Here is a 14,942-nt window from a genome sequence, read left to right as displayed (position 1 = left end):
CAGTTGCGCGCAACCTACCGCCGCCCATCACCCGGCCTTAGGGCCAGTTTGTCCGGCCCGGTATGGCCAGAGGTTGCTCCTCGTGCGACTTCGGCCTCTCGTCGCGCGCGAGGAGTGACGAAGTCATCGACGAGCGACCGCCCGGGCAATGCGCGCCACGCCCTCGGCAATCCGCTGTGGCGCGATCGACGAATAGGCCAGCCGGTAGTAATTCCGCGGCCCCTCGCCCGCAAAGAACGCCCGCCCCGGTTCGATAAGCACCCCCTCGGCCCGCAAGCCCAAGGCCAGCGCCTCGGTGTCCACCCCCTCGGGCGCGCGCATCCAGAAGCTGGACCCACCAAAGCCACCCTGCCCCGCGACCTCCAAACTTTCGGCGGCAATCGCCTCGGCCATGACCTGGCGGCGGCGGCGGTAGGCGTTCTTCATCCGGTTGACGAGGGCGTCGTAATGCCCAAGCCCCAGGAAATAGGCCATCGTCCGCTGGATATGGCCGGGCGGGTGTTTCAGCATCAGGCCGCGCAGCGCCCGCGCCTCGGCGATGAAGCCTGGCGGACCGACAAGATAGCCTAGCCGCAGCCCAGGAAAGACCGATTTGGAGAACGATCCCGCATAGATCACCCTGCCCCCCCGGTCGAGCGACTTCAGCGCCGGGGCGACCGGCTTCAGGAAGGACATCTCGAACTCGTAATCATCCTCGATGATGACGAAGCCTTGCGCCTCGGCCGCCTCCAGCAGCGCCACGCGACGGTCGACGGGCATGGTCGCATTGGTCGGGCACTGGTGTGACGGCGTGGTGAAAACCACATCCGCCGCAAGGCCCTGCACCGGCAGCCCCAACGCATCAACGTCGACCGGCACCGCCTGTGCCCCGGTGGCCGCAACCACGGCGCGCCAGGCGGGGTAGCCCGGATTTTCCACCGCCGCGCGGCGGTCCGGCCCCAGCAGAGCGGTCGCGGCAATCCAGAGCGCGTTCTGCGCGCCCAAGGTCAGCAGCACCTCATCCTCGCGCGCTGCGATCCCGCGTCGGGGCAGGATCGTGCGCAGCAGTTCCTGCACCAGGAGGGGATCGTCGCGTTCGTAATAGTCGCTGGTCAGCGCCGCAAAGTCGCGCTTGCCAAGCGCACGCAACGCGCATTGCCGCCAGTTCTGGTGATCGAAAAGTGTCGGGTCCGCCTGGCCGTAGATGAAGGGATAGGGATAGCGGTCCCAGTCCTCGGGCCGCTCGACCTTGGGGATCAGGGTGAAGCGGCCACCGGTCAAGCCTTTGAAATCAATGGCGTCTGCCCGGGGTTCCGCCTGGGGGAACTCCGGCGCCAGCGGGGCATTGTCCGAGACGAAATAGCCCGACCGTCCCGCCGAGGTCAGGTAGTCCGACGAGACAAGATCGGCGTAGGCCAGGGTCACGGTGATCCGACTGACGCCAAGATGCTCGGCCAGGCCGCGAGACGAGGGCATCCGGCTGCCCGGCCGAAAGCGGCCCGCCAGAATGCCCTGCGTGACCATGGCACGGATCTGCTGTTGCAGAGAGCCGCTGGCGCCGGGGGTCAGGTAGAGGGCTTCTACGGGGATGGTGGCCATGACGGTGCAGATCAAGCGGCGCGGGCCGGGGGGAAGTCAAGCGACCCGGCCCGGAATTTCGCTTCATCGCGATCACTTGCATTGCTATCGGCTGCAGAAATGCCTAACTGCTCTCGGCCTGAAGAGTTGCCCGCCGCAGGGTCCCGCCAAGGCTGACCCGAAGCTGCCGCCCGCGTGCGGCCCCCCGATAGGCCAAGATGCCCGACTCCACCCCCCGCTCGGCCCGCGACTGGCTGTCCACGCTTGCCCGCTACCGCGAACCCTCAACCCGCCGCAGCCTGTGGGAGTTGGCGGCGACGCTGGTTCCGTTCCTGGCGCTTTGGACCCTGGCCTGGATGGCGCTGTCGGTCAGCCCCTGGCTGGCCCTGGCAATCGCGATCCTGAACGGCGGGTTCCTGGTCCGCATCTTCATCATACAGCACGATTGCGGCCATGGCTCGTTCCTGGCCAACCGCACCGCGCAGGACTGGACGGGACGCATCCTGGGCGTCCTGACCCTGACGCCCTATGCCGTCTGGCGCCGCACCCATTCGATCCACCACGCCCACCACGGCGACCTTGACGCGCGCGGGATTGGCGATGTGCTGACCCTGACGATCGAGGAATACCGGGCGCGCACGCCGTTCGGGCGGCTGATGTACCGGCTGTACCGCAACCCGGTCGTGTTGTTCGTCCTGGGGCCCAGCTATCTGTTTTTGCTACAAAATCGCCTGCCTTTCGGGTTGATGAAATCCGGCTGGCGCTACTGGACCAGCGCGATGGGCACCAATGCGATGATCGCGATCACGCTGGGGCTGATCATCTGGTTCGGCGGGTTCTGGCCCGTGCTGCTGATCTATCTGCCCACCTCGTTGATGGCGGCGACGCTGGGCGTCTGGCTCTTCTACGTCCAGCACCAGTTCGAGGAGACGCACTGGTCCAAGGGGGAGGACTGGCAGCTGCATGATGCGGCGCTGGAGGGGTCGTCCCACTATATCCTGCCGCAGCCCTTGAAATGGTTCTCGGGCAATATCGGCATCCACCACGTCCACCACCTTTATTCCCGCATCCCGTTCTACCGCCTGCCCGAGGTGATCCGCGACCACAAGGCCCTGGCCGAGGCGCAGCGGCTGACGGTGCGCGAAAGCCTGCGGTCGGTGAACCTGCACCTGTGGGACACGGTCGAGGGCAAGCTGATGAGCTTCAAGGAAGCCCGTCAGCGCTATGGGGTGGCGTAAGGGGGGCACCCCGCACTCCGGTTAACGAAGGATGAAGCGGGCAGTGTCCAGGGTGCCGCAACGGCCCTCTCTTGCCCCGTAACCCTCTGAGAACGCCGGGTTTACCGGTCGGTTCGGCCCGGATTTTGGCGTCTGCATTCGGTATGCATCGCGTAGACGGTCCATGCATACGCGCGGATCGCTGTGGGGGCGTTAACCATGAGGGGCGAATCGGGCGGAGTCGTCAGTTGGAACCCCACTACTGGGCACGACTAAGCTGAGCGAACGAGCGCTAGTGAATGAGCAATAGTGGAGCCTGGCATTTTGCCATACGGATGCCGAACAAGGCTGACATACCGCGCTCAATCCTGTTCATTACGATAAGTGAAGGTTAGCGGCGGAGGGTGGCGTTAAGGGCATTAATCATTCCCAGTCCATTCATCAAACCAATATACACCTTCTGCATTCTATCAAGATGCTCCTTGTTGAATTGCATCATGTTTCCTGGAAACCCTCGGCTCACAACATAACTCCGCTGAGACGGGCTCCAATCGCTGTGAATATAGGCGTTTCTGATATACTTCAGCGCAAGGAAGTCTTTGTAGATCTCAGGATCCAAATTCAGACCGCGCCTTTCAAAAGACGCCTTCAAATCTTTGATTCTATTTTCGTTGGACTTTCTGTTTAGATATGTAGCGATATCCGACCAAAGCTCATCCCCAGTATTCCATACCTTGATCATCGATTCTATCGACCCAACAGCCATAGAAACCCATAGCCGGCAAAATGCTGAATACTTAATAGAATCAGGAACTGCGACCTCAACTGGGTGATCGTTAACCAAGTCTTTGATAAGCGTGAGATATATCTGATCATCCGAATAAGCATCAATGAACTCGTTCGTCATCTTGACCTCGACTCCCAGAAATTGAGACGCACAAGCTAATACTGCCCATACGAGTGGAGGCCTTGTCAAGGCGTTATAAATCCGAGTATCGGGCCAATCCGATTTAGGATGGACCGTACTCACGGCTCAATATTTGGAGTTTCTCTTTAGCAACGCAAATCGATTCAGCAATGAATTGACTATGAGGGTGCCCCTTCCGGGACACCCTCTCCAGCCGCAAAGGGCCTAAATCCTTACCCAAACACCCGTCCCAGCGCCCCGTCAATCGCCGAGGTGATCTGGTCGATGTCATCCTTCGTCGCGATCAGCGCCGGACTGAGGCAGAGCGTGTTGTTCAGGCCCGGCAGGCTGCGGTTGGTGGCGCCGATGATGACGCCCTGCGCCATGCAGTCGGCGACGACGGCCTGGACCTTCTTTTCGTCCGCCGCCTCTTTCGTGGCGCGGTCGGCCACCAGTTCGGCCCCAAGGAACAACCCCTTGCCGCGGACGTCGCCGATGACCTTGTGCTTGTCCATCAGCGCCTGAAGGTTCGACAGGCAATAGTCGCCCATCGCCAGCGTGTTGGCCAGAAGGCCCTCATCCTCGATGATCCGCATGTTCTCCAGCGCGGCGGCGGGGCCAGAGGTGCAGCCACCGAAGGTGGAGATGTCGCGGAAATAGCTCATCGGGTCGGTGGGGGCGTCCTTGAACATGTCGAAGACACGCTCGGTCGTGACGGTGCAGCTGATCGCGGCATAGCCCGAGGCGACGCCCTTGGCCATGGTCACGAAGTCGGGCTTGATGCCGTAGTGCTGGTAGCCGAACCAGACCCCGGTGCGGCCGACGCCGCAGACGACCTCGTCGATGGCGAGGAGGATGTCGTATTTCTGGCAGATTTCCTGCACCCGCTCCCAATAGCCCTGGGGCGGGACGATGACGCCGCCGCCGGCGGTGACGGGTTCCAGGATCAGGCAGCCGATGGTGTCGGGGCCTTCGCGGAGGATGACCTCTTCGATGGCGTCGGCGGCACGCTCGCCATAGTTTTCCACATCCCACTGTTTGCGGTATTCCAGGCAGTGCGGCACGCGGACGAAGCCATCGGGGAACGGCCCGTATTGCATGGCGCGCTGGTCCTGGCCGGCGGAGGCCAAGGCGGCGATGGTGGTGCCGTGATAGTCGCGATCCCGGTACAGGATCTTCCACTTCTTGCCGCCGTGGTGCCGGTGCGCGATCTGGCGCACCATCTTGTACACCTTCTCGTTCGCCTCACTCCCCGAGTTGGAGTAGTAGACGCGCGACATGCCGGGCATCTTCTCGATCAGGCGCTTGGCGAAGACCGAGCCGGGGATCGAGCCTGCGGCACCGGCGAAGTAGTTCAGCTTGACCAGTTGGTCGCGCACGGCGTCGGCGATGGATTCGCGGCCGTAGCCGACGTTGACCGTCCAGACCCCGCCCGAGACGGCGTCAAGGTGTTCCTTGCCCTTGGCGTCCCAGACGCGCATCCCTTTGCCCTCGACGATGACGCGGGGGTCGACGGTTTCATACTGCTTGTGTTGCGACAGATGGTGCCAGACATGGGCGCGGTCGGCCTCGACCACCTGACCGATGTCGTTCAATCCTGCGAAGCCTTCCATGGCCGTCGTCCTTTCGTATCAGATCACCCGGCATCATCCGATATCCCCCGGCGCGGGCTTAGGACCAGAGGCGCGCGTTAGCTAAGTCCAGTGCGGCGCCGTGGCGGGTTGTGCATCCCGCAGGCGCGCTAGATGCTGGGGACAAAGCCATGGGGCGAAACGTGCTGCAGATCGACGATGTTCACAAGTCCTACCCGACGGCCGAGGGTGCGGTTGCGGTCCTGACCGGGGTCAGCCTGGCGCTGGCGGCGGGGGAAAGCGTGGCGCTGACGGGCGAGTCCGGGTCGGGCAAGTCGACGCTGTTGCATCTGGCGGGGGGGCTGGACCGGCCCGACCGGGGCGAGGTGACGGTGGCCGGCGTGGCGCTGTCGGGGCTGGAGGATGCGGGCCTGGCGCGGGTGCGGCGCGACCGGATCGGGATCGTGTTCCAGCAGTTCAACCTGATCCCCTCGCTGACCGTGGCGGCGAACCTGTCCTTTCAGGCGCGGCTGGCGGGGCGGCAGGACCAGGGCTGGGAGCGGCATCTGGCGGGGGCGCTGGGGCTGTCGGCGCTGCTGGGACGCTATCCGGACGAGTTGTCGGGCGGGCAGCAACAGCGCGTGGCGATAGGGCGGGCGCTGGCGGGGCGGCCGGGGCTGATCCTGGCGGATGAGCCGACGGGGAACCTGGACGAGACGACGGGCGAGGCGGTCCTGGCGCTGATGCTGGGGCTGGTGGCCGAGGCCGGGGCGGCCCTGCTGATAGTCACGCATTCGGACCGGCTGGCCGGGCGGCTGGAGCGGCGGCTGCATCTGCGCGGGGGGCGGTTCGCGTGACGGCGCTGGCGGCCCTGCTGTCGCATTGGCGGCGGCATCCCTTGCAGCTGGCGATGCTGCTGCTGGGCCTCGCGCTGGCGACGGCGCTGTGGTCCGGGGTGCAGGCGATCAATGCCGAGGCGCGGGCGGCCTATGCGCGGGCCGCCTCGGTCCTGGGGCAGGACCGGCTGGACCGGCTGGTCGGACCGCTGACGGTGACGCGTTATGCCGAGTTGCGGCGGGAAGGCTGGCCCGTCTCGCCGGTGCTGGAGGGGCGGCTGGATGGGCTGCGCGTCCTGGGGATCGAGCCCTTGACCCTGCCACAGGGGGCCGGCGTCGCCGCCCTGCCCGATCTGGCCGAGGCCGGGGGGCTTTTGGAGGGGCGGGCGGCGCGGGTGGCCCCAGACACGCCAGCCGAGGCGTTGGCGGGGTTGGAACTTGTCCGATCCGACGACCTGCCGCCGGGCACGGTTCTGGCCGACATCGGCCTGGCGGAACGGTTGCTGGCGCGACCGGGCGAGATAACGGCTCTGATACTGGACCCCGCGCGCCCCCTGCCCGGCCCGATCCCGGACGACCTGACGCTGCAACGCGCGGCACCCGAGGACGGGTTGGCGCGGCTGACCGACAGTTTTCACCTGAACCTGACCGCCTTCGGCTTCCTGGCCTTTGCCGTGGGCATCTTCATCGTCCATTCCGCCGTGGGTCTGGCCTTCGAGCAGCGCCGGCCGGTGTTCCGCACGCTGCGGTCGCTGGGAGTCTCGGCACGGGGGCTGGCGGGGCTAGTGCTGGGAGAGCTTCTGTTGCTGGCGCTGGTCGCCGGGGTGGCCGGGGTGGCGATGGGCTATGCGGTGGCGGCGGCGCTTCTGCCGGATGTGGCGGCGACGCTGGGCGGGCTTTATGGCGCGCCGGTGCCGGGCAGTCTGGGACTGCGGGCCGAGTGGTGGGCGACGGGGATCGCGATGGCGGTCGCAGGCACGCTGGTCGCGGCGGCGGGGGGGCTTTGGCAGGTCTGGCGGCTGCCGATCCTGGCCAGCGCGCAGCCGCGCGCCTGGGGGCGGGCCAATGCGCGGGCGCGGCGGATGCAGGCGCTGGCCGGGCTGGCGCTGTGGGCCGGGGCGGGGCTGGCACTGGTCCTGGGCCAGGGGCTGTGGGCAGGCTTCGCCGTGCTGGCGGGGCTTTTGCTGGGCGCGGCGCTGGTCCTGCCCCTGGTCCTGGGCGGGCTGCTGGCGCTGGTGGGGGCGCGGGCGCGGGGCGTCCTGACCGGCTGGTTCTGGGCCGACACGCGCCAGCAACTGCCGGGCCTGTCGCTGGCGCTGATGGCGCTCCTGTTGGCGGTGGCGGCGAATGTCGGCGTCGGCACGATGGTGGCCAGCTTCCGCACCACCTTTACCGGCTGGCTGGACCAGCGCCTTGCGTCCGAGCTGTACGTCACCGCCCCCGACACCGAGACCGCCGCCGCGATGCGGGTCTGGCTTCAGCCAAAGGTGCAGGCGATCCTGCCGATTGTCGAGGCGGACCAGATGCTTGGTGGCCAGCCCGGCAGCGTCTATGGCGTGGCCGATCATGCGACCTATCGCGAGAACTGGCCGCTTCTGGCGGCTGTTCCGGCGGTCTGGGACCAGGTGCGCGACGGGACCGGGCTTTTGGTGAACGAGCAGATGGCGCGGCGGCAGGGCTTGGCCCTGGGCGATCCGGTCGATCTGGCAGGGGGGCCCTTGCCGGTGGTCGGGGTCTATTCGGACTATGGCAACCCCTCGCCCCAGGTGATGCTGGGGCTGGCGGCGTTCCGGGCGCGCTATCCCCAAGCGCCAGAGCTGCGCTTTGCCCTGCGGGTGCCGCCGGGCGAGGTCGCGGCGCTGGCCAGCGCCTTGGGCGACCGCTTTGCGCTGGAGGACGGGGCGCTGGTCGATCAGGCGGGGGTCAAGGCCTTCAGCCTGCAGGTTTTTGAGCGCACCTTTGCGGTGACCGGGGCCTTGAACCTGCTGACGCTGGGGGTGGCGGCCTTGGCGATGCTGGCCAGCCTTTTGACTCTGGCCGGCCTGCGGCTGCCGCAGTTGGCCCCGGTCTGGGCCATGGGGCTGACACGGGGGCGGCTGGCGGCGCTGGATCTGGCACGGACGCTGGTGCTGGCGGCGCTGACGGCGGTGCTGGCCCTGCCCCTGGGCCTGGCGCTGGCCTGGGTGCTGCTGGCGGTGGTCAATGTCGAAGCGTTCGGCTGGCGTCTGCCGATGCAGGTCTTTCCGGGCGACTGGCTGCGGCTGGGTCTGGCGGCGCTGGCCGCCGCAGCCGTGGCCGGTGCCCTGCCCGCGCTGCGGCTGGCGCGGACTCATCCCGCCGCGATGTTGAGGGTGTTTGCCAATGAACGTTAGGGCCTGCCTTGCCGTGCTTGCCGCGCTTTTGCTGGCCGGTCCTGCCGCCGCGCAGGGTTTTGCCGACATGGGCGCCCCGGCCGAGGGGTTCGCCCTGCCCGATCCGGCCCGGGTGTTGGAGTTTCCCGCCGACCATGGCGCGCATCCCGAGTTCCGCATCGAATGGTGGTACCTGACCGCCACCCTGACCGCCGCCGATGGCACCGAGATGGGGGCGCAATGGACCCTGTTCCGCACCGCGCTGGCCCCCGGCGAGGGGGCGGGCTGGTCCAGTCCGCAACTGTGGATGGGCCATGCCGCCGTGACGACGCCGGACGCGCATCACGTCGCCGAACGGCTGGCGCGTGGCGGTGTGGGCCAGGCGGGGGTGGTGCTGGAGGGCGGCTTTCGCGCCTGGATCGACGATTGGCAGATGCTGTCCCGCTCTGGTCCGGGCGAGGACGCGCTGGACCGGCTGAGCCTGACGGCAACCGGGCCGGAATTCGCCTATGCGCTGGAGTTGCAGGCCGAGGGGCCGCTGGTCGCGCATGGCACGCGGGGCTATTCGGTGAAGTCCGAGGGTGGGCAGGCCAGCCACTACTACTCGCAGCCCTTCTACCGGGTCAGCGGCCGGGTGGACCTGCCGGGGGGGCCGATTCAGGTGACGGGCAGCGCCTGGCTGGACCGGGAATGGTCCTCGCAACCCCTGGCGGCGGATCAAAGCGGGTGGGACTGGTTCTCGCTGTCGTTTCAGGACGGGGAGAAGCTGATGGGCTTCGTCCTGCGCGACGGGGGGGATGGGTTCACCTCGGGCACCTGGATCGACGCGGACGGGACGCCGCATCCCCTGCCCGCCGGCGCGCTGCGGGCCGAGGCGCTGGAGACCCATGCCGTCGCCGGGCGCGAGGTGCCGGTCACTTGGCGCCTGACCTTGGCAGAACGGGGCCTGAACGTCACCTTGCGCGCGCTGAACCCCGGGGCGTGGATGGCAACGTCCGTCCCCTATTGGGAAGGCCCGGTGCGGATCGAGGGCAGTCATCAGGGCCGGGGCTATCTTGAGATGACTGGCTATTAGCGCCCCTTGCAGCCCCTGGATGTGGCATCCGGCCCTTCCGTGGGACCTGTTCGGCCACTACCCTGCGATCAGCACGGGCCAAGACGCGTCATGCTGCGGAAGTTGCCGGGCAGACTGCCGCTTGGACCGGCGTCCGGGAGCGTGCCGCATGCGCCCGTTCAGAACACTCATCTGCCCCTTGCGGCCCTGCGACCGATCCGCTATCCCCATGCCACCTCGACGGCGGGTTGGCGGAGAGGTTACGCAGCGGATTGCAAATCCGTGAAGACCGGTTCGATTCCGGTACCCGCCTCCAGAGTTTCCCCTGACATGTTGATATACAGCTGCCTTTTGTTGGCTGCATAGGCAATTCGCCACAAGGTGGCAGACCTACCTGGCCGGCCGTGGACGTCGAAACGGGCCCAGAACAGACGTTCATGTTGTGCGCGAGGCCTCTGGTCCGAGCCGATCGAGCTGGCGAAACGCGCCGGTGACCGCTGTGGCGAAACAAGCTTGTTCGGTTGGCAAGATCATGTGATCCCGACGCCAGGCTGCAGATGATTGGCATTTTGGGGACTGAGTGTCCCGCAAGATTGATACGGTGAGGTTTCAGTGACGCGTCTGGAGGATTGTCAGGCGCTGATCAGGACTGGGAACCTGGGGAGGAGTGCGAACACATGAAGCGGGAACGCATGATCGGCGCCGTTGCTGCGGTGGCCGCAGCATTGGCCTTTCTGCCGATCATACCCGCGTCATCAGAAGAGAAAGGTATCATCCTGGCTGAACCCGAAAGAGCCCAGCTTCGCGACGGCGAAGCCTATCTGTTTGGCCGCTGGATGCCGGCACCCAAAGGTCCCAACCCTCTGGTTCCTCGAATCGACCTCGGCACTGTGGGCGCATACGAGGCTCTTGGTAGCTGGAATGAGTTCGCATCCGGGCGTCTGCAAAGTGGCCAGCTGGTATACCTTGAGGAATGGCGGCGAGACCGCACGATCATGGACCTTGAAACCAGTATAGGGGGTCAGCCGCTAAGCAGCTTCGCCAGGCAGGGCAACGAACTGCGTTTTTTCATGCGCAATGCGGAAGATGTCTGGCAAGAAGTCGCGATTGGTCAGACGACCGGGGAAAGCCGGTATATCCGGCTGCGAATGACAAGGGACCTGCGGTCTGACAATATGGTGCCCGTTGCAGAGCTGGTGGATCAGTATCTCTGGCGCAAGAGCGACTACAGGTATCACCCGGACGGTCGGCTTGCCTCGATCACAGTGCGCGAGCGGGAGACAGGGTTCGAAGCCCGTATCCAGACCGTCGGACCCTGAAGCGGTCCCGCCCAAGGCTGACTCTCACCTGCCCCGCTGGCGGGTTCGACGCTCGGCCCCGGAACGAGTCAGGCTGCCGCGTGGGTGGCGTCGGACTTGGTCGGCCAGACCTCAAGCACGCCACAAAGGATGACCAGCGCGCCGCCGATCATCTCGCTGAGCGACAGACGCTCGCCCGCGAAGATCGCGGCCGTGATCGCCCCAAAGACCACCTCGGTCATCAGCAGGATGCCGACGCGGGCCGGGTCCAGGCGCAAGGTGGCCCACATCAGCGCGGCAATCGACAGGACCCACCAGAAACTGGCCGTCAGCAGGACATAGACGGCGATCGTGGACAGATGCTCGGCCGCAAGGGTCGGGAACGGCGCAAGCAGGGGGGCAGCAAGGCCAGAGGTCAGGGCAGCGCCAAGCGCGAACAGGAATGCGGCGGGCAACGGAGTGATGTTCGACCGCAACCGCATGCCGGCCGTCGCGAAGGCCCAGACAAGGCCGCCAATGAAGGCCATCCATTCGCCCAGGCTGCCCGGCACGGGTATGCTGCCATCGCCGCCCAGCATGATGAAAAGCCCCGACAGTCCCACGACAATCGCAAGAAGGCGCAGGCGCGGCACCGTCAGCCCAAGAAGGTAGCGGGCGATCAGAACGCTCCAGACCGGGCTGAAGAACCACAGCAGGACGACAAGCGCGACCTTTCCGTACAGAAAGCCGATGGAGTAGAGCGCGAAGGCCGCCCCGCCCAGCAGGATGGAGGCGATCCCGATCACATCCCTGCCCCGCAGCGCAGTCTTGTCGGCCAGGACGAAGGGCAGCAGAACCAGCGCGGCGGCCAGCGTGATGGCACCGGTTCCCCAGGCACCATCAAGGCCCAGATCGGCGACGGCGCGCACCGGAACCCAGTAGACCCCCCAGACGATCCCGGTCAGAAGGACGACGGCCGAGGCGAGGAACGGTGTGCGCATCTGTCTCCTCTCGCCGGATCACGAACCTGATGGCGGAAGGATACACACCGCCACGCAACGCCGGGTCGCCGCTGCGCGACAGCGGGCACGTCACTTGCGACAAACCCCGCCGACTGCCCGGGCTGCGTCCGCCCAGCCTGGTGCCAAAGCCATCGCGGCAAAGCTGGACAAGGCGGCGCGGGGTCCCTGTTGCGCCCGGACATGCGCGCCCCTTCGCCGCTCTGTCCCATTGCCATGGCAGACCGCACAGACAGTCGCGGTGGACGCGGAGTTCGTGATCCTTGCCACAGGTCGATCTTGCAGACCGCGGGATCAACCCAGCAACAGCGGGGGGCCTGGCGCGCAAGATGGCCGAAGTTGTCGTCGCCGCCTGCAATCGCAGGTGGTGACACCGGGGTGGCCCCGCAGCCCCTGCGGGTTGGTTGCGCTAGCAATTGCGCCTGCCGCCCCGTGGCAGTTGCGACGAGGCGCGAGGATGTCTAGATCAGGGAAAAGCACAAGGTTTCCCGTCGCATGGCGTCCCTGGACATTGCCGGTCTGACCAAAGGCTTCGCGGGCCACACGGTCCTGCATGACCTGGACCTTAGCGTCGGCTCGGGCGAGTTCTGGGCGCTGGTCGGGCCTTCCGGCTGTGGGAAGTCGGTGTTGCTGCGGATGATCGCAGGATTGCTGGCGCCCGATGCCGGGCAGGTCCGGCTGGACGGGCGCGACATCACAGCCCTGCCCCCGGCCGAGCGCGACATTGCCATGGTGTTCCAGGGCTATGCGCTTTACCCGCATCTCAGCGTCGCGGGCAATCTGGAGATCGGCCTGCGCCAGGCCGGAAAGTCGCGCGCCGAGACGCGGACCGAGGTGGAGCGGGTGGCGGCGATCCTGGGCCTGACGCCGCTGCTGGACCGCTTGCCGCAAGAGTTGTCGGGGGGTGAGCGGCAACGGGTGGCGATCGGGCGGGCGATCTCGCGCCGGCCGAAGCTGTTCCTGTTCGACGAGCCGTTGTCGAACCTGGATGCGGCCCTGCGCGTCCACATGCGGATCGAACTGGCCGAGTTGCATCGCCAACTGGGCACGACGACGATCTATGTCACCCATGACCAGGTCGAGGCGATGACGCTGGCCGACCGGATCGTGGTGATGAACCAGGGCCGGATCGAGCAGAGCGGGCGGCCGATGGACCTGTATCACGACCCCGACAACCTGTTCGTGGCGGGTTTCATCGGCTCGCCCAGGATGAACTTTCTGGATGGCGCGGTGCTGGGCCGGCCCGGCTGCACGCTGGGGGCGCGGCCGGAACATATCGCGGTCAGCCGGACGGGCGGCACCCTGCCCGGGTGGGTGGACCATGTCGAGACGCTGGGCAGCGAGACGAACCTGATCGTCGGCACGCGAGAGGCCGGCACGGTCACGGTCCGGCTGTTCGGCCATCAGGCGTTTGTGCCGGGCGAAGCGATCTTTCTGGAGTTCGACCGCAGTCGCGCGCTTTACTTCGACGCGGGCGGCAGGCGTTTGCGATAGGGGGCGGGGATGGCGATGGGACCGGCACGGCGGATCGGATGGGCCTTGGCCCTGACCCTTGCCATGACGCTGGCAACGCCGACCGCGGCCGAGCGGCAGGTAGGGATCGTGACCTTCACCGTGGACAACGTCACCGAGCAGTTCTTCGACACCTCGATGCACGAGTTCTTTCGCCGCGACATCCCCGGCACGCTGTTCGGCCAGACCCAGCCCATCACCGGCTCTCCGGGTGACATGACCTGGGACGATGTGCGCAGCCTGGCCGCGCAGGGCTGGGAATTCGGCGCCCACGGCTATACCCACGCCTATCCCCTGACCCAGGCCAGCGACGAGGTGCTGGAGATGGAGCTGGGCGTTCCAGTGGCGCAGGTCTATCGGCGAACCGGCATCTATCCGAGCAACTTCGCCTCGCCCAACGGGGATTTCGACGAGCGTGTGCTGGACCGGGTGCGGTTCTATTACGACGCGCATTTCCGCGGCTGGGGGAACGAGGGGATCAACCTTTTCGACCAGACCGACCATTTCCGCGTCCACCGCGAGCAGGTGGCCAACACCAAGACCGTCGCCGAAATCTGCGCCGAAATGGAGCGCGCGGGGCGCGAGGGGTACTGGCTGGTCTACATCTGGCATCGGGTGGTCGAGGTGCCGAGTTACGAATACGAGAACTCGGTCGCGCAGTTCCGGGGTGTGCTCGACTGCGCCGACCGGCTGCGCGACGACGGAGTGATCCGGCTGATGACCGCGCGCGATGCGTTGCAGGTGGTGCCGCATACGCCGGCGGTGCCGAAACGGGGGGCGCCATGACCGCCGCGCGGCGCGGGCCATCGACCTTGCGCAAGCTGGCGCTGGCGCTGCTGTTGGCCCTTGGCCAGCCGGCCCGCGCCGAGACCGAGGTGGGTATCGTGACCTTCACCGTGGACACGGCCTATGCCAGTTTCTTTGACCGCTTCATGCCCGAATTCTTCCAGCGCGCCATTCCCGGCACGCTGTTTGCGCAGACCGAAGCGATCGGAACCGCGCCGAACCGCATCACCTGGGACGACCTGCGCAGCCTGAAGGCGCAGGGCTGGGACTTCGGCGCGCATGGCCACGCGCATGTGCGGCTAAGCCAGGCCAGCGATATCGAGCTGGAGCACGAGCTTGCAGTGCCGGCCGCGCGCATCTTTCGGGCCACAGGGGTTTATCCGCACATGCTGGCCTCACCCTACGGCGACCATGACGACTGGGTGCTGGACCATATCCGGCTGTACTATGACGCGCATTTTCGCGCCTGGGGGAATGACGGGATCAACCCTCTGGATGGCACCGACCATTACCGCATCAACCGCAAGCAGATCGCGCCCACCCTGCCGGTCGAGACCATCTGCGCCGAGATCGAACGCGCCGGGCGCGAGGGGTTGTGGCTGGTCTACCTGTGGCACGAGGTGACCGAGACCCCGGAGCATCCCTGGCATGCCTCGGTCGAGCAGTTTCTGGGCGTGCTGGACTGCGCGGACCGGCTGCGGGATCAGGGGATCGTGCGGCTGATGAATGCGGGCGAGGCGCTGAAACTGGTGCCGCACAAGCCATGACGTGGATCATGACATGCGCGGCGAAAGGGGCCAGGACATGGGCCAGGACACGGGCCCTGACCGGGATGTGCTTGCCCGGCGGGGTGGG

12 protein-coding genes and 1 tRNA gene are annotated in these 14,942 nt (G+C 66.5%); 9 read left to right on the top strand and 4 right to left on the bottom strand.

Annotated elements, in window-relative coordinates; genetic code table 11:
- Positions 1-123: 123 nt before the first annotated feature.
- Positions 124-1,578: a MocR-like pyridoxine biosynthesis transcription factor PdxR gene (gene pdxR, locus CXR42_RS01450; protein ID WP_103255737.1), complete on the bottom strand. Its 1,455-nt coding sequence runs from the start codon at positions 1,576-1,578 to the stop codon at positions 124-126.
- 197 nt (positions 1,579-1,775) lie between these two features.
- Between pdxR and CXR42_RS01445 the strand changes: the two genes are divergently transcribed.
- Positions 1,776-2,795 (top strand): fatty acid desaturase, encoded by a 1,020-nt coding sequence (locus tag CXR42_RS01445; protein ID WP_103255736.1) that lies wholly within the window; start codon positions 1,776-1,778, stop codon positions 2,793-2,795.
- Between the two features lie 370 nt (positions 2,796-3,165).
- On the opposite strand, the gene CXR42_RS01440 is transcribed toward CXR42_RS01445, so the two are convergent.
- Together CXR42_RS01440 and tpa are read right to left on the bottom strand one after the other, a co-directional pair.
- The gene (locus CXR42_RS01440; protein WP_103255735.1) at positions 3,166-3,681 is read right to left on the bottom strand and encodes a hypothetical protein; all 516 of its coding nucleotides are present in this window, start codon (positions 3,679-3,681) and stop codon (positions 3,166-3,168) included.
- A 233-nt stretch (positions 3,682-3,914) separates the two neighbouring features.
- The gene (gene tpa, locus CXR42_RS01435) at positions 3,915-5,294 is read right to left on the bottom strand and encodes a hypotaurine--pyruvate aminotransferase Tpa (RefSeq protein ID WP_103255734.1); all 1,380 of its coding nucleotides are present in this window, start codon (positions 5,292-5,294) and stop codon (positions 3,915-3,917) included.
- A 149-nt stretch (positions 5,295-5,443) separates the two neighbouring features.
- Between tpa and CXR42_RS01430 the strand changes: the two genes are divergently transcribed.
- From CXR42_RS01430 to CXR42_RS01410, 5 genes are all read left to right on the top strand, one after another.
- Complete coding sequence (locus CXR42_RS01430) at positions 5,444-6,109, top strand: ABC transporter ATP-binding protein (RefSeq protein WP_103255733.1); 666 nt, start codon at positions 5,444-5,446, stop codon at positions 6,107-6,109.
- 53 nt (positions 6,110-6,162) lie between these two features.
- The gene (locus tag CXR42_RS01425; protein ID WP_103256967.1) at positions 6,163-8,460 is read left to right on the top strand and encodes an FtsX-like permease family protein; all 2,298 of its coding nucleotides are present in this window, start codon (positions 6,163-6,165) and stop codon (positions 8,458-8,460) included.
- Complete coding sequence (locus CXR42_RS01420; protein WP_103255732.1) at positions 8,450-9,514, top strand: lipocalin-like domain-containing protein; 1,065 nt, start codon at positions 8,450-8,452, stop codon at positions 9,512-9,514. The genes CXR42_RS01425 and CXR42_RS01420 overlap by 11 nt, the downstream gene beginning before the upstream one ends.
- A gap of 221 nt (positions 9,515-9,735) precedes the next feature.
- Positions 9,736-9,809 (top strand) — tRNA-Cys (locus tag CXR42_RS01415).
- A 361-nt stretch (positions 9,810-10,170) separates the two neighbouring features.
- Positions 10,171-10,812, top strand: coding sequence for a hypothetical protein (locus CXR42_RS01410; protein WP_146037976.1), 642 nt, complete (start codon positions 10,171-10,173; stop codon positions 10,810-10,812).
- 68 nt (positions 10,813-10,880) lie between these two features.
- On the opposite strand, the gene CXR42_RS01405 is transcribed toward CXR42_RS01410, so the two are convergent.
- Positions 10,881-11,771 (bottom strand): DMT family transporter, encoded by an 891-nt coding sequence (locus tag CXR42_RS01405; RefSeq protein ID WP_103255730.1) that lies wholly within the window; start codon positions 11,769-11,771, stop codon positions 10,881-10,883.
- Between the two features lie 513 nt (positions 11,772-12,284).
- Between CXR42_RS01405 and CXR42_RS01400 the strand changes: the two genes are divergently transcribed.
- Genes CXR42_RS01400 through CXR42_RS01390 form a run of 3 tightly spaced genes read left to right on the top strand, consistent with a single transcriptional unit; the run spans position 12,285 to position 14,854 of the window.
- A complete protein-coding gene (locus tag CXR42_RS01400; RefSeq protein ID WP_103255729.1) occupies positions 12,285-13,283 on the top strand; it encodes an ABC transporter ATP-binding protein in 999 nt (332 codons plus the stop codon).
- Between the two features lie 9 nt (positions 13,284-13,292).
- Positions 13,293-14,087 (top strand): polysaccharide deacetylase family protein, encoded by a 795-nt coding sequence (locus CXR42_RS01395; RefSeq protein WP_103255728.1) that lies wholly within the window; start codon positions 13,293-13,295, stop codon positions 14,085-14,087.
- Positions 14,084-14,854 carry a polysaccharide deacetylase family protein gene (locus CXR42_RS01390; RefSeq protein ID WP_103255727.1) on the top strand — a complete coding sequence of 257 codons (771 nt, stop codon included), beginning with the start codon at positions 14,084-14,086 and terminating at the stop codon, positions 14,852-14,854. Before CXR42_RS01395 ends, CXR42_RS01390 begins: the two co-directional genes overlap by 4 nt.
- Positions 14,855-14,942 lie beyond the last annotated feature (88 nt).

The organism is Tabrizicola aquatica (assembly GCF_002900975.1).
Classification (GTDB): domain Bacteria; phylum Pseudomonadota; class Alphaproteobacteria; order Rhodobacterales; family Rhodobacteraceae; genus Tabrizicola; species Tabrizicola aquatica.
This window is presented reverse-complemented; position numbering and strand designations above follow the sequence as displayed.